General features: G+C 69.1%; 22 protein-coding genes. 14 read left to right on the top strand and 8 right to left on the bottom strand.

Annotation, left to right across the window (positions count from 1 at the left end; all coding sequences use genetic code 11):
* Window positions 1–71: 71 nt before the first annotated feature.
* On the top strand, window positions 72–1,298 hold the full coding sequence (locus NA8_RS06870; protein ID WP_063049508.1) for an MFS transporter: 1,227 nt from the start codon (window positions 72–74) through the stop codon (window positions 1,296–1,298).
* Between the two features lie 218 nt (window positions 1,299–1,516).
* Here the strand turns inward: NA8_RS06870 and ramB are convergent, their stop codons facing one another.
* Window positions 1,517–2,923 (bottom strand): acetate metabolism transcriptional regulator RamB, encoded by a 1,407-nt coding sequence (gene ramB, locus NA8_RS06865; protein WP_063049507.1) that lies wholly within the window; start codon window positions 2,921–2,923, stop codon window positions 1,517–1,519.
* Between the two features lie 93 nt (window positions 2,924–3,016).
* On the opposite strand from ramB, the gene NA8_RS06860 reads away from it, so the two are divergent.
* From NA8_RS06860 to NA8_RS06835, 6 genes are all read left to right on the top strand, one after another.
* On the top strand, window positions 3,017–4,534 hold the full coding sequence (locus NA8_RS06860; protein ID WP_063049506.1) for an ATP-dependent DNA ligase: 1,518 nt from the start codon (window positions 3,017–3,019) through the stop codon (window positions 4,532–4,534).
* 164 nt (window positions 4,535–4,698) lie between these two features.
* The gene (locus NA8_RS06855) at window positions 4,699–5,952 is read left to right on the top strand and encodes a lipase family protein (protein WP_063049505.1); all 1,254 of its coding nucleotides are present in this window, start codon (window positions 4,699–4,701) and stop codon (window positions 5,950–5,952) included.
* Window positions 5,953–6,042: 90 nt separating this feature from the next.
* Window positions 6,043–7,245 carry an inorganic phosphate transporter gene (locus NA8_RS06850; protein ID WP_063049668.1) on the top strand — a complete coding sequence of 401 codons (1,203 nt, stop codon included), beginning with the start codon at window positions 6,043–6,045 and terminating at the stop codon, window positions 7,243–7,245.
* Between the two features lie 11 nt (window positions 7,246–7,256).
* Window positions 7,257–7,541 (top strand): hypothetical protein, encoded by a 285-nt coding sequence (locus NA8_RS06845; protein WP_063049504.1) that lies wholly within the window; start codon window positions 7,257–7,259, stop codon window positions 7,539–7,541.
* 11 nt (window positions 7,542–7,552) lie between these two features.
* Window positions 7,553–7,888 (top strand): DUF3349 domain-containing protein, encoded by a 336-nt coding sequence (locus NA8_RS06840; RefSeq protein WP_063049503.1) that lies wholly within the window; start codon window positions 7,553–7,555, stop codon window positions 7,886–7,888.
* Between the two features lie 14 nt (window positions 7,889–7,902).
* The gene (locus NA8_RS06835; RefSeq protein ID WP_063049502.1) at window positions 7,903–8,205 is read left to right on the top strand and encodes a DUF3349 domain-containing protein; all 303 of its coding nucleotides are present in this window, start codon (window positions 7,903–7,905) and stop codon (window positions 8,203–8,205) included.
* Here NA8_RS06835 and NA8_RS06830 read toward each other — a convergent pair.
* Both NA8_RS06830 and NA8_RS06825 read right to left on the bottom strand, forming a co-directional pair.
* Window positions 8,196–8,636: a DUF4254 domain-containing protein gene (locus NA8_RS06830; protein WP_063049501.1), complete on the bottom strand. Its 441-nt coding sequence runs from the start codon at window positions 8,634–8,636 to the stop codon at window positions 8,196–8,198. The two genes, NA8_RS06835 and NA8_RS06830, sit on opposite strands and share 10 nt — an antisense overlap.
* Before the next feature lie 56 nt (window positions 8,637–8,692).
* Window positions 8,693–8,995, bottom strand: a complete 303-nt coding sequence (locus NA8_RS06825; protein WP_063049500.1) for a hypothetical protein — start codon at window positions 8,993–8,995, stop codon at window positions 8,693–8,695.
* A 181-nt stretch (window positions 8,996–9,176) separates the two neighbouring features.
* Here NA8_RS06825 and NA8_RS06820 point away from each other — a divergent pair, with 181 nt between their 5' ends.
* Together NA8_RS06820 and NA8_RS06815 are read left to right on the top strand one after the other, a co-directional pair.
* A complete protein-coding gene (locus NA8_RS06820; RefSeq protein WP_063049499.1) occupies window positions 9,177–10,037 on the top strand; it encodes a helix-turn-helix domain-containing protein in 861 nt (286 codons plus the stop codon).
* Between the two features lie 10 nt (window positions 10,038–10,047).
* A complete protein-coding gene (locus NA8_RS06815) occupies window positions 10,048–10,245 on the top strand; it encodes a DUF397 domain-containing protein (protein WP_063049667.1) in 198 nt (65 codons plus the stop codon).
* Window positions 10,246–10,441: 196 nt separating this feature from the next.
* Here the strand turns inward: NA8_RS06815 and NA8_RS06810 are convergent, their stop codons facing one another.
* From NA8_RS06810 to NA8_RS06795, 4 genes are all read right to left on the bottom strand, one after another.
* The gene (locus NA8_RS06810) at window positions 10,442–11,407 is read right to left on the bottom strand and encodes a class II fructose-bisphosphate aldolase (RefSeq protein ID WP_245663695.1); all 966 of its coding nucleotides are present in this window, start codon (window positions 11,405–11,407) and stop codon (window positions 10,442–10,444) included.
* A gap of 127 nt (window positions 11,408–11,534) precedes the next feature.
* Entirely contained in the window at window positions 11,535–12,476 is a 942-nt protein-coding gene (locus NA8_RS06805) for a hexose kinase (protein WP_281198974.1), read from the bottom strand.
* A gap of 8 nt (window positions 12,477–12,484) precedes the next feature.
* Window positions 12,485–13,636 carry an N-acetylglucosamine-6-phosphate deacetylase gene (locus NA8_RS06800; RefSeq protein ID WP_245663694.1) on the bottom strand — a complete coding sequence of 384 codons (1,152 nt, stop codon included), beginning with the start codon at window positions 13,634–13,636 and terminating at the stop codon, window positions 12,485–12,487.
* A 301-nt stretch (window positions 13,637–13,937) separates the two neighbouring features.
* Entirely contained in the window at window positions 13,938–15,014 is a 1,077-nt protein-coding gene (locus tag NA8_RS06795; RefSeq protein ID WP_084466581.1) for an ROK family protein, read from the bottom strand.
* Window positions 15,015–15,201: 187 nt separating this feature from the next.
* On the opposite strand from NA8_RS06795, the gene NA8_RS33520 reads away from it, so the two are divergent.
* Entirely contained in the window at window positions 15,202–15,354 is a 153-nt protein-coding gene (locus tag NA8_RS33520; RefSeq protein WP_157106563.1) for a hypothetical protein, read from the top strand.
* Window positions 15,355–15,398: 44 nt separating this feature from the next.
* Here the strand turns inward: NA8_RS33520 and NA8_RS06790 are convergent, their stop codons facing one another.
* Window positions 15,399–16,307, bottom strand: a complete 909-nt coding sequence (locus NA8_RS06790) for an SIS domain-containing protein (RefSeq protein WP_245663693.1) — start codon at window positions 16,305–16,307, stop codon at window positions 15,399–15,401.
* 159 nt (window positions 16,308–16,466) lie between these two features.
* On the opposite strand from NA8_RS06790, the gene NA8_RS06785 reads away from it, so the two are divergent.
* The 4 genes from NA8_RS06785 (at window position 16,467) to NA8_RS06770 (ending at window position 20,302) form a co-directional block, all read left to right on the top strand.
* On the top strand, window positions 16,467–17,717 hold the full coding sequence (locus NA8_RS06785; RefSeq protein WP_245663692.1) for an extracellular solute-binding protein: 1,251 nt from the start codon (window positions 16,467–16,469) through the stop codon (window positions 17,715–17,717).
* A gap of 1 nt (window position 17,718) precedes the next feature.
* Entirely contained in the window at window positions 17,719–18,600 is an 882-nt protein-coding gene (locus NA8_RS06780) for a carbohydrate ABC transporter permease (protein WP_063049495.1), read from the top strand.
* The gene (locus NA8_RS06775; protein ID WP_084466580.1) at window positions 18,597–19,472 is read left to right on the top strand and encodes a carbohydrate ABC transporter permease; all 876 of its coding nucleotides are present in this window, start codon (window positions 18,597–18,599) and stop codon (window positions 19,470–19,472) included. Before NA8_RS06780 ends, NA8_RS06775 begins: the two co-directional genes overlap by 4 nt.
* 92 nt (window positions 19,473–19,564) lie before the next feature.
* Window positions 19,565–20,302, top strand: a complete 738-nt coding sequence (locus tag NA8_RS06770; RefSeq protein ID WP_084466579.1) for a TetR/AcrR family transcriptional regulator — start codon at window positions 19,565–19,567, stop codon at window positions 20,300–20,302.
* Window positions 20,303–20,367: the final 65 nt, after the last annotated feature.

The raw sequence follows: 20,367 nt of genomic DNA, 5'->3' as shown, positions 1-20,367 counted from the left end.
CGACACTTTACCATCTCATTAAACCAACTATTTGGTTGACAAGCCGCTTGTTGCAGGCCTACCTTCGAGCCATGGCAATGTCCACCTTCCAGTCCGCGGCTCCGGCCCGGACGCGCGGCCGAGACACCTCGGCGCGAGCCCACACCGGGCGCACCCTGCCTTTCTTCGTCCTCGCCGCACTGCTGGCCACCGGCCAGATGTACGTTCCCATTCCGCTTTTCACCGCCATGCAGGCCGAGTGGGGCGTCGGCTCGGCGGCGATGACCTGGATCATCAGCGCGTTCGCCTTCGGTTACGCGGGCGGCTTCGTTCTGTTCGGGCCGCTGTCGGATCGCTACGGTCACCGCCGGGTGCTGGTCACCGGCATGCTGGCGGCCGCAGTGGTCACCATGTTGACCGGCTTGGCGATCAGCGCCCCGCTGGCCGTCGCCCTGCGGGTGGCCCAGGGCTTGGTGGTGGGCTCGATCCCGCCCGCGATCATGGCTTATGTGGCGACCCGCGTCGCTCCCGAGCACCGCGCCGTTGCCACCATGTCCGTGGCCACGTCGTTTCTCGCTGCGACGGTGGTGGCGCAGATCGTGTCACAGTGGATGGTCGGCGCGTTCCCGTGGCGCGCGGTGTTCGTCGCCTCCTCGATCGTGTTCGCCGCCCTTGCGCTGGCGTTGCGGTCGGCGTTGCTGACCGACGCGCCCACCGGCCGGGACAAGCCGCTGCGGCACAGCTACGCCGCGATTCCCGCGGTGCTGCGCATTCGGGCGCTGGTGCCGATGCTGATCGCGGGCGCGATGAGCATGGCGGTGATGGTCGGGGTGTACACCGGTCTGGAACTGACCGGGGTGGTGCGCGGCTCGGGCGAACTGCTCGCGTTGCGGGCGGGCGCGCTGCCGGTGATGATCGCGCTGCCCCTGCTCGCGGTGCCGCTCGCCCGGCTGTCCAAGCACGGCCAGATCGTGCTCGGCGTGCTCATCGCCACGACGGCGATGGTGGTCGCGACCTTCGAGGGAACCCATCCGCTCGTGCTGGCCGTCCTGCTGGCCGTGCTGGTCGGCGGACTCGGCATCATCGCTCCGGCCGTGCTGCAGAGCGCGGGCGAACTGGGCGGGGAATCCCGCGCCGCCGCCATGTCGGTGGCGATGTTCTCCTTCTATGTGGGCGCGACCATCGGCCCGCTGGTCGCCGCCGCCGCCGCGCCGCACGGCTTCGCGGTCCTCGCCTGGACGTTGGCGCTGTTGCTCGTCGCCGCACTGGGTATGACTGTGGCCGGTCTGCGGATGCAGCGAAAGGCGCAAGCCGCCTGACCGACACGACGTCCGGCCGGGTATCGGTGTTCGGCGTGACCTCGATCCTGGCGACGCTCGGCACTGCCGCACTTGCGCTGAACCTCAACTGAGACGCCAAACCTTGCCGGCCGTGCCGAACCAGGTGTACCGGTGGTGCCGACGAACCTGCCACTCGCGCCGGTCCTCCTCGCGAATCGCACGTCATGGCGGGAGTCCGCCGGTCGGCCGCGACGCGATTACTTCAGCACGTACGGCGAAACCGAGCTGCGGTGCTCACTGATGTCGAGCACCTTGCCCAACGGCGGGAACGCGCGCTGCGGGCAGTTGGCCCGCTCGCAGACTCGGCAACCCGCACCGATCGGCGTCGGCTGCACTTCGTCGAGGTCGATGCCGTCGGCATAGATCACCCGGGCCGCGTGCCGCAGTTCGCAGCCGAGCCCGATGGCGAAGGTCTTGCTCGGCTGGCCGAAACGGGTGGCGCGGCGTTCGACCGTGCGAGCCACCCATAGGTATTTGCGGCCGTCGGGCATCTGGGCGATCTGCGTCATGATCTTGCCGGGATAGGCGAAGGTCTCGTAGACGTTCCACAGCGGGCAGGTCCCGCCGCTGGCGGAGAAGTGGAAACCGGTGGCGGACTGGCGCTTGGACATGTTGCCCGCGCGGTCGACCCGTACGAACGAGAACGGCACGCCGCGCAGCGATGGTCGTTGCAGCGTGGATAGCCGGTGACAGATGGTCTCGTAGCTCTGCGTGAAGAACGCCGAGAGCCGCTCGATGTCGTAGCGGAAGTCCTCGGCCACCTCGTGGAAATGCGTGTACGGCAGCACCGTCGCCGCGGCGAAGTAATTGGCCAACCCGAGCATGGCCAGCTTGCGGGCGTCCTCGGACGCGAAATTGCCCTCCTCCACCAGTTTCTCCAGCAACTCTCCGCATTCGAAGTAGGCCAGCTCGGCGGCCAGTTTGAAGGTGCGCTGCCCACCGGAGAGATGCGGCGCGATCTCCAGGTTGCGGGTCTGCGGGTCGTAACGGTGCAGCACGCCTTCGCCGAGATCGATGCGCTCGATGATCCGCACGTCGTGCGCGCGCAGGATCCTGGCGATCTCGCTGTTCACGTCGCCGCCGTGGAAACGGATGCGCGCGGTGAGCTCCTCCGCGGCGGTGTCCAGCTCGTGGATGTAGTTCTGGCGCTGGTAGAAGTAGTCGCGCACTTCCTCGTGCGGCTTGCTGATCGCACCGCTGCCCGCGCTGTCGGCGAACCGGTCCTCGGTGGCCGCCGCCAGCTGGGCGGAGGTGTTGCGGTAGCGGTTGTGCATGTTGACCAGCGCGCGGGCCATGCTCGGATGCGCCGAGACCATGTCCGCGATCTCCTGGGCGTCGGCCTCGATGCCCAGCTCCTGGTCCATCACGACCTCTTGGAGTTCCGCGATGAGCCGGGTGTCGTCCTGCGCGGAGAAGAAGGTCGCGTCGACGCCGAATACGTCGCTGATCTTCAGCAGCACCGGGACGGTGAGCGGGCGCACGTCGTGCTCGATCTGGTTGAGGTAACTCGCCGAGATCTCCAGCTGCTGGGCCAGCGCGATCTGGCTCAGTCCGCGTTCGGTCCGCAGCTGACGCAGCCGAGCGCCGACGTAAGTCTTGGCCATGCGACCAGCTTATGGCCGGGTTCGCATCCGTGCCAATTACGGATTAACACTCCTCGCAGACATGTGTCGTACCCGACGGCTACCGTCGGCAGGGTGTTGTTCTCGGATGTCGTCCTGGCCTCGGAGACCGTGCGCGCGACCAGGTCACGCAAGACGAAGATCGCCACGCTGGCCGGGCTGCTGAGCTCGGCCGCCGCGGACGAGCTCGCGCCCGTCGTCGCCTGGGCGTCCGGCGAGCTACCGCAGGGGCGGATCGGCACGGGGTGGCGCACGCTCACCACGCTCGACAGCCCGCCGGCGCCGGTGGCGACGCTGACCGTCGCGGCGGTGCACGCCGCGCTGAGCGAGCTGGCCGGTACCTCCGGCGCCGGGTCCGCCGCCCGGCGCAAGGAGCTGCTCGAGGCGCTGTGGTCCGCGGCGACGGCGGACGAGCAGAGGTTCCTGGTTCGCCTGCTCACCGGGGAACTGCGCCAAGGAGCGCTCACCGCCGTGGTCGCCGAAGCGGTGGCCGTCGCCGCGGGCGTGCCGCCCGATCTGGTGCGCCGGGCGTACATGCTCTCGGGCCGATTGCCGGTCACCGCCGTCGCGGCGCTGACCGGCGGCGCCGCCGCACTCGCGGAGTTCCGGCTGGAAGTCGGCCGCCCGATCCAGCCCATGCTCGCCTCGCCCGGTGCGACGTTGGACGAGGCGCTGATCGAGTTCGAGGGCGAGGTGAGCGTCGAGCACAAGCTGGACGGCGCCCGCATCCAGGTGCACCGGGACGGCGACCGGGTCCGGATCTTCACCAGGACGCTGCGCGATATCACCGCGGGCGTGCCCGAACTGGTCGAGCTGGTCGCCGGCCTGGATTGCGCGAGCGTCGTGCTGGACGGGGAGACGCTGGCGCTCACCGACGCCGGACGGCCACGTCCGTTCCAGGAGACCATGAGCCGCTTCGCCGAAGTGAGCTCCACCCGAGAGTTGCTGCTGCATCCTTACTTCTTCGACTGTCTGCACCTGGACGGCCGGGACCTGCTCGACGCTCCGCTGTCCGAGCGGCGCGCCGCGCTGACGAAGGTGGCGGGCACGCACACCATTCCCGCGTTGCTGCGGCCGGACGCCGAAGCGGCCGCCGAATATTTCGACGGCGCGCTGGCGGCGGGCCACGAGGGCGTCATGATCAAGTCGTTGACCGCGCCGTACGCGGCGGGCAGGCGGGGCAGGGCCTGGCAGAAAATCAAGCCGACGCACACCCTCGACCTGATCGTGCTCGGCGCGGAATGGGGCTACGGCCGTCGCACGGGCTACCTGTCGAACCTGCATCTCGGCGCACGGGACCCGGACAGCGGCGAGCCGGTCATGGTGGGCAAGACCTTCAAGGGACTCACCGACGCGCTGTTGCAGTGGCAGACCACCGAATTTCCCCGCCACGAGAGCTCGCGCGATCAGCACACCGTGTATCTATGGCCACGATTCGTTGTCGAGATCGCTTTGGACGGCGTGCAGGTCAGTCCGCGCTATCCCGGCGGGGTCGCGTTGCGTTTCGCTCGGGTGGTTCGCTATCGCCCCGACAAAGAACCCGCCGACGCGGACACCATCGACACCGTCCGCGCGTTACTGCCGGGACCGTAGCCGAGATGTGAAGCGCGCTTGCTCCCGCGCCGGGTGCGTGTCGGGCGTGCGTGGCGAATCGAGCCACTGTAAGTATGGCAGCGCAAGGTTCCGGATGGCCGCCACACTGCAATGGTCCGGCCGGTTCGTACCTCCGGACAAGGAATCGGCGGGCGGGTGGGACGATGCGAATTGTGCTGTGCGGACGCTATGTCCGGCTGGTAGCGGCGCTGCTGGGCGCCTTTGCGGTGAGTGCGGTCGGCACGCCCGCGCAGGCGAATCCGATCGAGCAGTTCCTCACGCCTTCGCGTGAATACTCCGGGATCCTGCCCACGCCGCTGGGCGACCCGTTCTACACCCCGCCGCCGGAATTCGAGAACACACCGCCGGGAACGGTTCTCGCGTCCCGTCCGGGCGGCACCGGCCTGACCGCGTTCCCGTTGCACTCGACCGAACTGCTGATCCGGTCCACCGATTCCAAGGATCGCCCGGTCCCCGTGGTCGCGACGTTGCTCGTGCCGCGCACGCCGTGGACCGGGCCGGGGCCGCGACCGGTGCTGTCGCTCAATCACGCGATCGACTCGCTCGGGCATCGATGCGCACCGTCCTACGAGCTCAAGAACCCGTTGTGGCCCGAGATGTGGGCCGCCCAGATTCCGTTGTCCAAGGGATACGCCGTGCTCGTGCCCGACCATCAGGGCCCGCGGCAGGCGTACGGGGCGGGACTGATGGCCGGGCACGCGGTGCTCGACTCGATCCGGGCCGCGGTCCGAACGCCGGAACTCGGATTGCGACCGGACGCTCCGACGCTGGTCACCGGATACTCCGGCGGCGCCATCGCCAGCGGATGGGCCGCCCAGCTGGCCCCCGGGTACGCGCCCGAGCTGAATCTGGTGGGTGCGGCGTTCGGCGGTGTTCCCGCCGACTTCGGCATGCTGCTGTCCACCATGAACGGCCGCAACGCCGCGTCCGGAGTCTTCTTGGCCGCGACGCTCGGATTGGCGCGGGAGTATCCCGAGCTGCTGGGCCTGATGAACGACGACGGCTGGCGACTGGCCCAGATCGGCAAGGACATGTGCATGACCGCGGAGGAGTTCGGCGGGGTCGTGGCGCCGATTCCGGTGCAGGCGCTCACCCATGCCGCCGCGCCCACCGAACTGCCGATGGTCAAGGAGATCCTGGCCGCCAATCGGCTGGGCGCGAGCGCGCCGACGGTGCCGGTGTTCCTCTATCACGCGACGCACGACCCGTGGGTGCCGTTGGCCGGGGCGGAGAAGTTGTACGCGGACTGGTGCGGCGCCGGGACACCGGTGGACTTCCAGGTCTATCTCGGCGAACACTTCCTGGTCGGCCTCAGCGGCATCCCCGGCGCGAACTCGTGGATCGATGATCGGTTCGCAGGCCGTCCGGTCGCTGTGCGGTGCACCCGATCCGGCTGAACAGGGCGAATCAGACTAGTCCACGTCGGTCGGCGGAACTTCGGGTGACCGACCTGGCCCTGCCATCCGGGGGTGCAGCACACTGGAGGCGTGACCGTCGAATTACTGGTTCTCCTGATCGTCATCGTCACGGCGCTCGCATTCGATTTCACGAACGGCTTCCACGACACCGCCAACGCGATGGCGACCTCGATCGCCACCGGTGCGCTGCGGCCGCGGGTAGCGGTCGCGCTCTCGGCGGTGCTGAACCTGGTCGGCGCCTTCCTGTCGGTGGCCGTCGCCGCCACCGTGGCCAAGGGCATCGTGCGGCTCGACGCCGTGGGCGGCCAGGACCTGATCGTCATCGTGTTCGCCGGTCTGGTCGGCGGGATCCTGTGGAACCTGCTCACCTGGCTTTTCGGTCTGCCGTCGAGTTCGTCGCACGCGCTGTTCGGCGGTCTGATCGGGGCGACGCTGGCCGCGCTGGGCTGGAGCGGGGTGATCTGGGCGTCCGGATCGGACGGCGTGATCACCAAGATCATTCTTCCCGCCGTGCTCGCGCCCATCGTCGCCGCGCTGGTCTCGGCGATCGGCACCTGGCTGGTGTACCGGATCACGCGCGGCGCCGACGAAGGGAAGGTCACCGAGGGCTTCCGGTGGGGGCAGATCGGCTCCGCCTCGCTGGTCTCGCTGGCGCACGGCACGAACGACGCGCAGAAGACGATGGGCGTGATCTTCCTGGCGCTCGTCGCGCACGGGACGCTCACCAAGGACGACGACCTGCCGCTCTGGGTGATGGCCGCGTGCGCCGTGGCCATCGCGGCGGGCACCTACCTCGGCGGCTGGCGGATCATCCGGACGCTGGGCAAGGGCCTCGTCGAGATCGACTCGCCGCAGGGCCTCGCGGCGGAATCCGCCTCCGCCGCCATCATCTTGACCTCGGCACATTTCGGGTTGCCGCTGTCCACCACGCAGACCGCCACCGGCGCGATCCTCGGCACCGGCCTCGGCAAGGGCGCCGAGGTGCGCTGGGCCGTGATGGGGCGGATGGTGGTCGCATGGTTGCTCACGCTGCCGCTGGCCGCGGTGGCGGGAGCGATCTGCTGGGCCATCGCCCACGTCATCGGCGGGCTGGCCGGGGTGCTTGTGGTCTTCGGCATCTTGATCGGCCTGTCGGCGCTGATGTACCTGCGGTCGCGGCGTGATCCGGTGCACACCGGCAACGTCAACGAGTGGCCGGGCGACGGGGCCGATCCGTCCACCGCCGCGCCGCCTGCCACGTCGGCGGACAAGAACCGATCGGCCCAGGTGTAGGAGGACCAGGCGTGCACACTCTCGTCACGAACCTGAATGCGCTGTGGAAAGTCGTCGCGGCCGGCCTGGTACTCGGCGCGGGCCTGCCGATGATCTTCGCGGTCGGGGTGCGGTTCTGGTCGACGACCGTGACGACCGACGCGGGTACGGGCGCGGTGCGGCGCAATTATCCCGTCCTCGCGGTCGCGGTGGCGTGCTTCGCTCTGGTCGTGGTGGCAATCGTCAGCGGCATCCTGTACACGGCGAAAGCGTTCATCGCCGCCAGATTCGGCATCCATTTGTTCGGGCAGGCGTGAGGAGTGCCAGCGTGACCGATCCAGTGAACCCAGCTCCGCTCCGGCCGAAACTGCTCGGCAAAGTCGTTGGCTGGCTGCGCGCGGGATATCCACAGGGCGTTCCGCAGTCGGATTATGTGGCCCTGTTCGCCGTGCTGCACCGGCACCTCACCGACTACGAGGTGGTCGCGATCGCCGAGGAGTTGGTCGCTTCGAATCCGGACAGCACGATCACCCACGCCGAGATCGAGCAGGCCATCGCCCGGTTCGCCAAGGAGCAGCCGGCCGAGGGCGACGTCGCTCGCGTCGCCTCCCATCTGGCCGCGGGCGGCTGGCCGCTGGCCGATCCGCCCGCCGATTCCGACTGACCGAGCCGCCGCCGATGCCACCCTTCCTGCACGCGATCATCGGCTGGCTGCGGGTCGGATACCCGGACGGCGTGCCGGAGTCCGACTACATCCCGCTGCTCGCTCTGCTGCGCCGTCGCCTGTCCGACGAAGAGGTGGCCCGGATCGCCGCCGAGCTGACCGGCTTCGGCGGGGCGGACATCGACCAGGCCGACATCCAGGTGATGATCACCAAGATCACCAACGACATGCCCTCCGAAGCCGACGTGGCCCGGGTGCGCGCCCGGGTCGAGGCCAATGCCTGGCCGGATCCGGACGTCGACTCCAGTCACGGCTGATCGCGCGGGCCGCTGAGGTAGGGCAGGCGGCGCATGCCCGCCGCGACCTCGTAGGCGAGATCCTCATAGCCGAGCGCGAGTTCGGAGAGGCGCTCCCAGGCATTGTGCACGGCCCATTCCGGTGCGCCGGAGAGGATCTCGTGGGCGCAGGCGGAGAACTGAGCGAGCCGGTCGACCACCATGCCCACGGTTTCGGTGTGCATGTGCGCGCCGCCGTGTGGCAGCGGCGCCTCGGTGGCGACCCAGCGGTCGATCGCGAGGACGAGGCGGGCGCGGTGCCCGTCGATGTCGTTCGTCCCGCCCAGACCACGGCGCAGGCGACGTTGATGTAATCCCGCGAGTAGGTGTGCCGATTCCAGGATCGGGTGTGCGCGGCGGGGCGCGGTGCGGCAGGCATGCAGGACGAGCTCTTTGGTCGGCAGTTGTTCCACTGCGATAACCCCCTGGATCGAATGGTTGCGGCGGGCGTCACGCGAGACGCGAAGGGTCATCGACGATGCCGCCCGCCCGGACGCGGCAATCGGTACCGCTTGCGCAATGGCCCGGTTTCCCACGGAGATTCGAGGACGACGAGGCCGACGGCCTCCAGCGGCGTGAGTCCGATGCGGCGTACCAGCTCCTCCGTCAGCGCGACCATCTCCGCCGCTTGGATAGCCGCCGTCGCCTGCTCCGTGGAGACCATCCGGCCACGCAGATAGGACACCACCCACGCGTCGTCACTGACCCGCCGCGCCTGATGCGGCGTCTGATCACTCACGATCCACATCCGGTCGACGACATGCACCGACATCGGAGCCCCCTTCATCCCCGCCGAGCGGGCTGTTTCACCAGCCCCGCTGTGATGCGCAACACAAGAAGGGTAGGTGCGCGACCGCAGACAAGTCAACTTGACCAGTCAATTCGACAAATTCGCCTCGCTGTGGATGCGGGTACGGTCATCTGCACGAACAGCCGGAAGGACTCCTCGGACGATGGCACCACTCTCGCCCACGGTCGCGCGCTGGGAGCTCATGCTCCGAATCAAACGCCGCCGCACCGAGTTCGACGTGTCCGCCTCCGTCATCGCCAAGGAACTGGGCTTCACGCTGTCGTACTGGTCGAAGGTGGAGAAAGAACGCGTCCTGGCCGAGGACAAACTGCGGAATCTGATGAGCCTGCTCGAATTCGACCCGGCGGAACGCGAGGCGATGTTGCGGCTGCGCGACATCGCGAAGCAGCGCGGGTGGTGGTCGGAGTACGCGGAATTGTTGTCGGACGAGGTGATACGCCTCTATGGATTGGAGCACGGGGCGCGCAGCGTCCGTAGTTACACGAGCATCTTGATTCCCGGTCTTTTGCAGACCGCGGACTACGCGCGGGCGGTGATCGCCAACGACCGGGCGCGGGTGCGGCAAGTGGAAATCGAGCGCTGGGTCGAAGTTCGCATGCGACGTCAGCAGCGGCTCACCGGATCGGAGCCGCTTCAGGTCACCGCGATCGTCAACGAGGCCGCGCTGACCCAGCGCACCGGGGGTGTGGCGGTCCTGAAAGATCAGCTTTCACACCTGCTGTCGATTACCGAGACGCACGCCGACACAGTCGACGTCCGGGTCGTGCCCTTCGACGCGCCAGGTGGTGTACTGCTGACCGGTGCGTCGTTCCACCTGCTCGGGTTCGACAGCGCACTTCTTCCCGACGTGGCGTGGACCGAGACGCTGGTCCATCTGGGAGTGATCGAGGAGAGCGAACCGGTGCGTCACCTCGCCACCATGTTCGCCACCACTCTCGCCGAGCACGCGCTTCCACGGAAAGAGTCGATCACGTTGATCGAACGCAGACTCGCCGCGCTGTAGCGTGATCGGTATGGGGAGCGCGGACGGCTGGTTCAAGTCATCACATTCGAACGACAGCACCGCCTGCGTAGAGGTGTGCTTCGACGGTGGTCGGGTCCTGGTTCGGGACAGCAAGTTTCATGGAGTGCCGGACGCATCGCCGGTCCTGGCGTTCACGCCGACCCAGTGGGCAGCATTCACCACGGTGATCCGCGCCGAACTCGCCTGACCCATCTCCCAGCCGACTCTCAGCTTCACTACACCGAGCACTCAGCTCCACCGGCAAGAGTGTCCCCGTCGATGCGAAGCAGCGGCCGCGTCTGTCGCGGAGGTGGCTCAGCCTTCGACGCCGGATGGCCGGTGACGGCGCTCCGCAGGGGTGCGGGGGCGAAGGGGCCGGAACAGTCGACTTCGGCATGTCGAAGTCAATCTCCGGGGGTGCTGAAGCCGGCGAGGAGGTGGAGGAAGTGTTCGACTTCCGATTGGACGGCTGCTCGGGCGGGGATGAGGTACTTGCGTGGGTCGGAGAGGCCGGGGTCGTTGGTGAGGTGATCGCGGATGGCGGAGGTCATGCGGATGTTGAGGCGGGTGGCGATGTTGATCTTCGTCATGCCGTGTTCGACGGCGGCGCGCAGGCCGTGATCGGGGACGCCGGAGGAGCCGTGCAGCACCAAGGGGACGGGCACCTTCGCGGCCAAGTGGGCGATCAGGTCGTTGTCGAGCTCGGCTGTGCGAGTGTGCATGGCGTGTGAGGAGCCGACCGCGACCGCGAGCGCGTCGACGCCGGTGGCGCGCACGAACTCCACCGCCTCGTCGGGATCGGTGCGCGCGCCGGGCGCGTGGGCGCCGTCCTTGCCGCCGACCGCACCGAGTTCGGCTTCGATGTGCACGCCGCGCTCGTGACACCACGCGGAGATCGCGGTGGTAGCGGCGACGTTGTCGGCGTAGTCGAGGGCCGAGCCGTCGTACATGACCGAGCGGATGCCGAGATCGACCGCTTTGTGGATCAATTCGGCGGTGGTGGCATGGTCGAGATGGACGGCGATCGCGGCGTCGCTGTCGGCGGCGATGCGCAGGCAAGCGAGGGCGAGCGGGGCGATGCCACGGTGATAGATCGCGGTGTTCTCCGACAGTTGCACAACCACCGGCCGTTTCGCCGATTCCGCGGCGGCCGCGATCGCCTCGGCGTGCTCGAGGGTGATGACGTTGAACGCGCCCAGTCCGCCCGGACGTGCCCCGGCGATCAGGTCGGGGATCGAGGTCAGCGGCACAGCGCGGGCCTTCGCGAGACCACCGGCCACGACTGCGGCGGTACCTGCGCGGTCGTACCGCTCGTAGCCGGCTTGCCGCAGGCTGTGACCGTGCTCGCCGGAGTGTCGATGCTGCGCCACGCGAACCGCGCTCGTGACCGCGGGGTCGGGATCCCGCAGTTCGGCCGCGCCGCCCGAGCACCCCGCTCGCCCGCGCGCTCTGTCGGCTCGCAAGGCCGGTAGCCGGCCGGATCGGTGTACTGGGTGGTCACGAGGCAGCCTCCTGCGGTGCTGGTAGATCCAGTTCTCGAATCCGGACGGTCGGGGTGAGGCGGGTGCGCATACCACGGTCGATCTCGCCGGCCACCGGAACGACCACGGCGGCCGCCGAGGTCGCGACCGCGTCGGCGAGCAGAGCGGGCCAGTCGGTGCGCGAGTCGGACGAGAGGGCGGCGATCACGGCCGCCACCGCGGCATCGCCCGCGCCGGTGGGATTTCCGGCGAGCGGTTCGGCGAGCGCCGCCGACCACGCGCCGTCGGCGGTCACGGCGGTGATCCCCTCGGGGCCGCGGGTCGCGGTCACGGCGCGCACGCCGTGCGCGATCAGCGGTTGCACGGCGCTGACGATGTCGTCGGCGGTCGTGGGCTCCACGCCGGTGAGACGCTGTAGTTCGCTCTCGTTCGGGGTGAGCACGATGCCGGGCACCTGCGCGGCCAAGCGCAGCGCCTCGCCGTCGACGTCGCAGATGGTGGGCACGTCGGCCGCGATGGCGGTGCGTGCGATCTCGGCGGGCAGCGAGGGGTCGATGCCGCCCGGCAGCGACCCGGAGATGACCAACCCGGCGATATCGGGGAGCAGGCCCGCCACCCGGACGGCCAGCTGCTCGGCGGCGTGCGGATTGGAGACCCGGGCGCCCGGCTCCCACAGCGCGGTGGCGGTGCCGTCCTCGGACTCGCTGATCACCACCGTGCGGCGCACCCAGGGCAGCGCGTGCACGAAGTCGACCGGCAGCTCCAGTTCGGCGGCCGCCGCGAACGCGTGATCGGAGAACCCGGTGGCCCTGGCGTATTTGCCCAGTTGATTCAGCACCCGCGTCACATTGATGCCCTTGCCGCCGATGCGTTGTTCCACCGACCGGACCCGGTGGGCCTGCCCGCGTTCGAAACGTTCGACGCGATAGGTCATGTCGTACGCGGGATTCATTGTCACGGTGAGGATCACCTCAACCACTGTCCACGTCTGAGCACCCCGCGCAAGTGGAGATTGTCACTGACTGTCAATATGTCGGCGAATTGGCCGGGGCGCAGGTCACCGACGTCGTCGAGCCCGAGCGCGGCGGCCGGAACCGAGGTGGCCGCGAGTACCGCGTCCCGCAGCGGGACACCCGATTCGCGCACGGCGCGCGCGAGGCATTCCAGCAGGGTGCTGACGCCGCCCGCGATGGATCCGCCCGCGACGCGCGCGACCCCCTCTCGCACCGTCACCGGCTGTGGGCCGAGCTGGTATTCGCCGTCTCCGAGGCCCGCGGCCTGCATGGCATCGGTGACCAGCGCGACGCGTCCCGGCGCGGCCGCGAACACCAGCGCGGCGAAGCCCGGGTCGACGTGCACGCCGTCGCCGATCAACTCCACGATCGCGTCCCCGGCCGCCGCGGCCACCAGTGCCGCGGCGACCGGGCCCGGGTGGCGATGGTGCAGCGGCGGCATGCCGTTCGCCAGATGGGTCACTACGCTCGCCGATCCATTCGGCCGCAGAGCATTGCGAAAGGACGCGTAGTCGGTGTCGCTGTGGCCGAGTGCGACCACCACGCCGTTGTCGGCGAGGCGCCGTGCGACGGCCGCGTAGCCGGGGCGCTCCGGGGCGAGGGTCATCGCGCGCAGATGCCCGCCGCCCGCGGCAAGCAGCCGGTCGGTCAGTCCCGGATCGGGGTCGCACAGGAATCGCGGGTCCTGGGCTCCGCAGCGCGCCTCGGACAGGAACGGGCCCTCGACGTGGACACCGCCGAGCACGCCTTCCTCGGCGAGCTCGCGCAAGGCGGCGGTCTGCGCCACCATCTCCTCGGCAGGACCGGTGACCACGCTCGCCACCACCGTGGTCGAGCCGTGCGCCTGGTGCGATCGCGCCGCCGTCCGCGCGTGCGCGCCGTCCACGGTATCGAACCGGTACCCGAATCCACCGTGGTTGTGAATATCCACAAGCCCCGGCAGCACGGTGCCAGAAAATGGCGGCTCAGGTAAATCGCGATGCGCCGCGCGCCACTGCGCGAATGACCGCACCGCCTCGATCCGGTCCCCGGAGATCATCACCACGCCGTCGTCCAGCGCGACGCTCGCCGAGACGATGCGGCCCCGGATCATCAGCTCTGTCACGTCGGTCCCCCTCGGGTCGCGATTCGGATGGTCGCCACGAGCGTTGTCACGCCGGGCCGCTCCGCTGAATACCGAGACCAGTAGGCGAACGCGCGGAGCTGTGGCGCCCCCGAGGCGTCCTGCGGACGGATGCGCGAAATCAACCCGGTACTCGACGTCGCCGCGAGGCCATCGGCGTGCGGCGCGCTTGCCGATACGAACCGGCGCCGATTCGTCGGCTCCGAACGTGGCGTCGTGTCGACGTGCCGCGTTGGGGGAACAGGGCTGCGGGATTCGCCGATGGTCGGCTCCGAACGCGGCGTCATGTCAATGCTCCGCGTCGCGCGAAGAGGGCGGCGCCCGCGAGGCCCGCGCGAGCGCCGAACTCGCCGAGCACCACTCGGGGCGCGGGGACCAAGCGGAGCCGGTCGGACAGTGCCCGGTGCAGTGGTTCGGTGAGCGCCGCGCCGGCTCCGGCGACCCCGCCGCCGAGGACGATCAGTTCGGGGCAGGCCGCGTGCACGATGCCGACCAGTCCGTCGGCGAGCGCGTCGACCGCGTCCTCGACCACGGCGGCCGCGTCAGGGTCGGTGGACATCAGCGCGAAGACGCGCGCAGCACCGCCGATCCGGCGTCCGGTGCGCCGGGTGTAGGCCCGTGCGATGGCCGCGCCCGAGGCTACGGTCTCGACGCAGCCGGTATTGCCGCAGGGGCAGGGCAATCCGCCCACGCGTCGCACCGGCACGTGCCCGTACTCGCCGACCTGCCCGTAGCCGCTGCGCACCAACCGTCCGCCGACCGAAAGCGTCCCGGAGATGCCGGTGCCGAGGATGACGACGCACACGTTCTCGTAGCCCTGCCCGGCGCCGTACCGCCATTCCGCCCAACCGGCCACGGCCACATCGTGTTCGATCAGCGTCGGCATACCCCAGAGCTTGGAGAAGCGGTCGCCCACGTGCACGTCCCGCCAGCCGACGTTGCTGCTGAACACCGCGACCGACCGGGCGGTGTCCACGATGCCGGGCAGCACGACAGCCGCCCGGCGCAGCCGGCGGCGGTCGGCTTCCGGCAGTTGCGCCAGCAACCGCTCGCCCAGTTCGCCCATCGCGTCGAAGGCAGCCGGACCGCGCGGCGTGGCGACCGCGCCCACGGCCAGGGCTGTGCCCTCGGCGTCGGTCACCTCGCCTTTGATGGTGGTGCCGCCGACATCCAATCCGAGGACGAGCGCGTCGTCCGGCAGCGCAGCTGTATCAGCCGCGGTGCCCAGCACAGCAGTGGGCTGCGCGGCCGAGCCCTGACGTGTGGTCGGCCGATCGTCGGGATACGCGCGATCCGCCTCCGCGGCGCGCGTCCCGGAAACGGACTCGGCCGCCGGCATCTGCGGCTGATCGGTACCCATTCTCGGCACAGTAGTTCGTGCCGCCTCCCGCGCCGGTGCACATGCGGCCCGCGACGACGTCGTGCCATGGTCAGCGCCCCCGTCGGCGGTGACCTGCGCATCGGGCTGCGGATGTGCCTCGCCGCACCCATCGAAGAGACAGACATGTTCGACAGATCCCGGGGCTCCCGCCGTCTCCGGTGAGGCCATGGGATCGGATCGACCCACGGGTGGTGGCGTGATCGCGGGCTGTCGCGGTTCGATGGTCCGGGGCGGCGTGGTGGTGCGCGCGGCCGCGAGCGGCTGGAGCATCACGTTCGGCGGGACGGGTTGCGTCGTGGCGGGTGCGCCACCTGCGTGATCCGCGGGGCCCGCCCCCGGTCGACGTTCACCGCAGGCCTCCGATCATGAGTTCAGGACCACGGAGCGATTCAGGCCGCGGGGGTGGTCGGGGTCGAGTCCGAGGTCGGCGGAGCGCAGGAGGCAGAGCCGGTGTACCCGGACCAGGTCCGCCATCGGGTCGATGTCACGGTGTTCCAGATGGGCGCCGGTTGCGGTGACGTCGGCGGCGAAGCCGGACTCCAGCGCCCCGAAGGCCCAGACCGCGCGGCCGGGCGCGGAGATGGCGATCGGGCCGTGGCGGTACTCGGTTGCCGGGTACGCCTCCGTCCAGGACTGGCAGGATTCGCGCAGCTTGAGCGCCGCCTCGTCGGCGATGGCCGCCGCGAATCCCATGCCGACGAAGGTGACCTGCTCGGCGCCGCGCACCCCGGCCAGCGATTCGGCGGGATCCTCGGCGAGCACCGCCCGAGCTTGGGCGATCACCGGCGTCAGATCCTCGCCCAGGTGGCTGCGCAGGATGGCGAGGGCGGTCGTCGCGAAACGCGTCTGCACCACCGACCGCTCGTCGACCTGGTCGATCAGGATCGGGTCACCCAGTTCGAGGACGGGTGTGCCGGGACTGGAGCAGATCACCGCGCGGGGGGTGTGCGCCGGGATCTCCCGCATGGCGCGCACCACCTCGGTGGTCGTGCCGGAGCGGCAGATCACCAGGTAGCGGTCGTAGTCGCGGGCGCGGACCGCGCTGGCGGGCCAGGCGTCGGTGACGCCCGCGCCCGACCCCTCTCGTAATGCCGCGATCGCGCGTGACATGAAATACGAGGTGCCGCAACCGATCACCGCGACGCGCTCGCCCGGCCTCGGTAGCGCGGCGTGGTGATCGGAGGCGACGGTCGCGGCGTGCGTCCAGTCGTCCGGCTGGGTGGCCACCTCGGTGGCCAGATGCGGCTGCGGCGTGCGGGCAGGCGTAGGCACCAGAACAGCCTCATGCCTGTGATCGTTTATGTCAAATTTACAACCAAATCGGTCACATATGATCACGATTCGGGCTAGATTGACGTGCACGGACCGTGTGTCCTCCCATCATCGGCGGCTCCGCTGGCGCCGGGTGGGTAAATCTGAAAGGTTCTGCTCGTGAAAAGACCATTTCGTCGCGTGCTTGCCGGAGTCGCGATGGTCACCGGCGTCGCGCTGACCCTCTCGTCCTGCGGGTTCGGTTCGAAAGACGCCGCGGACTCCGCCACCACGATCAATTTCCTCGCACCCGCCTACAGCGACGGCGCCACGGGCACCAAGGCGCTGTGGGACGGCATCATCGCCGAATTCCAGAAGCAGAACCCGGGTGTCACCGTCAACTTGCAGATGGAGTCGTGGAACTCGATCAACGACGTGGTACGCACCAAGCTCCAGTCGCCGTCGACCACTCCGGACCTGCTCAACATCGACGCCTACGCCAGCTTCGCGGGCGACGGCCTGCTCTACCCGGCCACCGACATCGTCTCCGCGCCGGTGCTGGCCGACATCCAACCGGCTTTCGCCCAGAACGCGGCACTCGACGGCACGCAGTACGCGCTGCCGCTGTTCGCCTCCACCCGCACACTGTTCTACAACGCCGAATTGTTCGAAAAGGCGGGCATCGCCCGGCCGCCGAAGACCTGGGCCGAGCTGACCGACGCGGCGAAGAAGATCCAGGCGCTCGGCGGCGGCGTCTCCGGGTACGGGCTTCCGCTGGGCAGCGAGGAGGCGCAGGGCGAGACCTCCATCTGGACCTTCGGCGCGGGCGGGTCCTGGGCCGACGGCGACCGGATCACCGTCGACACCCCCGAGAACCTGGAGGGTGTGCGGGCCATGCGTGACCTCATCGATGCCGGTGCGACCCAGCCGAATCCGGGCGCGACCGACCGCAAGGACGTGATCAACGCCTTCATCCAGGGCAAGATCGGCATGATCGAGGCGCTGCCGCCCACCATCGGCCAGATCCTCGCGAAGAACCCCGGCCTGCGGTACGCGACCGCGCCCTCGCCGACCAAGACCGGCACGCCGGTGACGCTCGGTGTGGCCGATCACCTGATGGCCTTCAAGAAGGACGGCGCCAAGGCCGAGTCGATCAAGAAGTTCCTCGACTTCTTCTACTCGGCCGCGGTGTACGCGGACTTCGTCAAGCACGAGGGCTTCATCCCGATCACCCACAGCGCCGCGACCGCGCTCGCCGACGACCCGGTGACCAAGGCATTCGCCGCCACGCTTCCGGTGGCGCGGTTCTATCCGAGCAACAATCCGAAATGGGCCGCGGCCCAAGGCGCCATCCGCCAGCAGATGGGCACCATCGGGCAGGGCGCCGACCCGGCTCAGGTCCTGCGCCGGATCCAGGAAGCCGCGAACTGACGTGCGACGCAGAGGAATAGCGGCGGCGTTACCGTGGATCGGGCCTTCGCTGGTCCTGATCGCGGCCGTCGTCGCCTTCCCCGCCTGCTACATGGTGTGGACCAGCACCAGGGACCTCAGCGCCTACGGCCAGGACCGCGGCAACGCCGGACTGGCCAACTACCGGACCCTGTTCGGGATCTCCGAACTCGGCTCGGTGCTGGCTCACACGGTGGTCTGGGTGGTCGGCGTCGTGCTGATCACCCTGGTGCTGTCCGCGGCGCTGGCCCAGTTCCTGAACAAGGATTTCCCCGGACGCACCGCGGTGCGGATGGCGATCCTGGTGCCGTGGGCGGCGTCTGTGGTTATGACGACGACGATCTTCTACTACCTGCTCGACCCGGACGTCGGCATCGCGAACCGGTTCCTGGTCGACATCGGGCTGCTCGACCGCGGTTACGGTTTCACCAAGCAGCCGGCGCAGGCGTTCCTGGTGGCGATGGGCGTGGCGGTGTTCGTCTCCGTGCCGTTCACGACCTACACGATTCTGGCCGGGCTGCAGTCGATTCCGGCGGAGATAGACGAGGCGGGACGGGTCGACGGCGCGGGCGCGTGGCAGCGCTACCGCTACCTCACCCTGCCGCAGCTGCGTCCGGCGATCGCGGTGGCGACCATCATCAATATCATCAACGTGTTCAACTCGCTGCCGATCCTGCAAGTGATCACCGGCAGCATCGCCGGTTTCTCGGCGGACACCACCACGACACTGACGTTCAAGCTGATCCGGCAGAACCAGCAGATCGACACCGCCGCGGCGATGAGCGTGCTGAACTTCGCGCTGATCATCGTCGTCATCGCGATCTACGTTCGGCTGGTCCGCCCGACCCGGGAGATCGACCGATGACGGCGCAGGCCGAGGCCGTCGAGCAGGCAGGCCCGGCGGGCACCCGCGCCGGACGACGCCGCTGGGAGCTCACCGCGGTCGGCGCGGTACTCGCCGTGGTGTTCCTGCTGCCATTCGTCGTGATGGTGCTCGGTTCGCTGAAGAGCAGGGCCGAGATCCTGCGCATCCCGCCGACGTATCTGCCGCAGTCCTGGCATCCGGACAACTACGCGACGATGTGGGACACCCCGGAGACGCCGTTGCCGTTCAACCTGGCCAGCACGATCATCATCGCGGTCTGTGCCACCGCGCTGGTGCTGGCCGTGGCGATTCCGGCGGGGTACTACACGGCGAGGCACCGCTTTCCGGGGCGCGCGGTGTTTCTCGGCGTGGTGCTGGTGACCCAGATGTTGCAGCCGACGGTGCTGGTCACCGGATTGATCCGGGAGTTCTTCGCGCTCGGCATCAACGACACCTGGCTGGCGATGATCCTGGTGAACGCGGCGTTCAACCTTTCCTTCGCGGTGTGGATCCTGCACAGTTTCTTCGCCGCGATCCCGGTGGAGATCGAGGAGGCCGCGATGCTCGACGGACTCGGCCGCGCGCAGACGCTGCTGCGGGTGAGCCTGCCGCTGGTCTGGCCCGGCGTCGTCACGGCGACGATCTTCGTGGTGGTGGCGTGCTGGAACGAATTCGCCGCCAGCCTGGTCGTGCTGACCACGCCGCAGAACCAGCCGCTGTCGGTGGCGCTGACCAAGTTCGTCGGCCAGTACGACACCGCGTGGCAGTACGTGTTCGCGATTTCCACCGTCGGCATCATTCCGGTGGTGCTGCTGTTCGCGCTCATCGAGAAGCGTCTGGTGGCGGGACTGACCGCGGGCAGCGTGAAATAGCGTGCGTGCGCCGGACCGCGCGGACGACGGAATCGCCACGGCACCAGCGCTCGACGCGCTGAGGGGAGGTAGCCGCGCGGTAGCATCGAACGGTGACACGGCGGGATCACGGACCCAAGGACAGTCGCAGCTACGGCGGGCTGTCCAAGGAGCAGCGGGTTGCCCAGCGGCAGACCCGCCTGATCGATGCCGCCCTCGAACTATTCGGCACCCAGGGTTACGCGGCCACCTCGATCGAACGACTCTGTGCCCTGGCGAACGTCTCTACGCGCAGTTTCTACGAGGACATGGGCAGCCGGGAGGCTCTGCTCATCGCCTTGGCGAATCGCATCACCTCCCGTGCGCTGGAATACGCGCTCGCGGCCCTGGCGGCGACCGAGCACGAGCCCTTACCCGCACGCGTGGTGGCGAGTTTCCGCGCGTACCTGGGTGTCACCTGTGCCGATGCCCGGTGCGCGCGAGTGTGTTATGTCGAAGTGGTCGGTGTGAGCGCCGCGGTGGAGGAGTGGCGCAGGCAGCAGCGCCGGCTGCTGTCGGCATTGCTGATCAACGAGGCCGAGCGCGCCGTGGGCCGCGGCGAGACCGGCCCGCGGCGTTTCGATCTCTTCGCGCTGGCCGTGATCGGCGCGGTCACCTCGCTCGCCCAGGAATTGGTGCACAGCACCGCGCCGGAGGCGACGGTGAGCCTGGACGAAATCTGCGCGGAGATCGCCTACTTCGTGAATTCCGGCCTCTCCGGCACGCGGGTCGATCCGTCCACGGAAGACGGGGCCGGACGAGTTCCCGTCGCGCTGCGCGAGCGGCCCACAGTCGAGGCCGATGTGTCCTGAGCCGGTCCGCCTCGGTCGTGGGAGATCGCTCCGGGCACGCTCGTGTGGTCATATTGTTCGCGTGC

It is taken from the genome of Nocardia arthritidis NBRC 100137 (assembly GCF_001612765.1).
GTDB classification, from domain to species: domain Bacteria; phylum Actinomycetota; class Actinomycetes; order Mycobacteriales; family Mycobacteriaceae; genus Nocardia; species Nocardia arthritidis.
Note: the sequence above shows the minus strand (reverse complement) of the source record. Positions and strands in the feature narration are given on the sequence as shown.

Bases quoted from the DNA above. Each gene is read 5' to 3' on its own strand.
- NA8_RS06870 (WP_063049508.1), top strand. From the start codon at position 72: ATGGCAATGTCCACCTTCCAGTCCGCGGCTCCGGCCCGGACGCGCGGC.
- ramB (WP_063049507.1), bottom strand. From the start codon at position 2,923: ATGGCCAAGACTTACGTCGGCGCTCGGCTGCGTCAGCTGCGGACCGAA.
- NA8_RS06855 (WP_063049505.1), top strand. From the start codon at position 4,699: ATGCGAATTGTGCTGTGCGGACGCTATGTCCGGCTGGTAGCGGCGCTG.
- NA8_RS06835 (WP_063049502.1), top strand. From the start codon at position 7,903: ATGCCACCCTTCCTGCACGCGATCATCGGCTGGCTGCGGGTCGGATAC.
- NA8_RS06825 (WP_063049500.1), bottom strand. From the start codon at position 8,995: ATGTCGGTGCATGTCGTCGACCGGATGTGGATCGTGAGTGATCAGACG.
- NA8_RS06820 (WP_063049499.1), top strand. From the start codon at position 9,177: ATGGCACCACTCTCGCCCACGGTCGCGCGCTGGGAGCTCATGCTCCGA.
- NA8_RS06815 (WP_063049667.1), top strand. From the start codon at position 10,048: ATGGGGAGCGCGGACGGCTGGTTCAAGTCATCACATTCGAACGACAGC.
- NA8_RS06795 (WP_084466581.1), bottom strand. From the start codon at position 15,014: ATGGGTACCGATCAGCCGCAGATGCCGGCGGCCGAGTCCGTTTCCGGG.
- NA8_RS33520 (WP_157106563.1), top strand. From the start codon at position 15,202: ATGGGATCGGATCGACCCACGGGTGGTGGCGTGATCGCGGGCTGTCGC.
- NA8_RS06775 (WP_084466580.1), top strand. From the start codon at position 18,597: ATGACGGCGCAGGCCGAGGCCGTCGAGCAGGCAGGCCCGGCGGGCACC.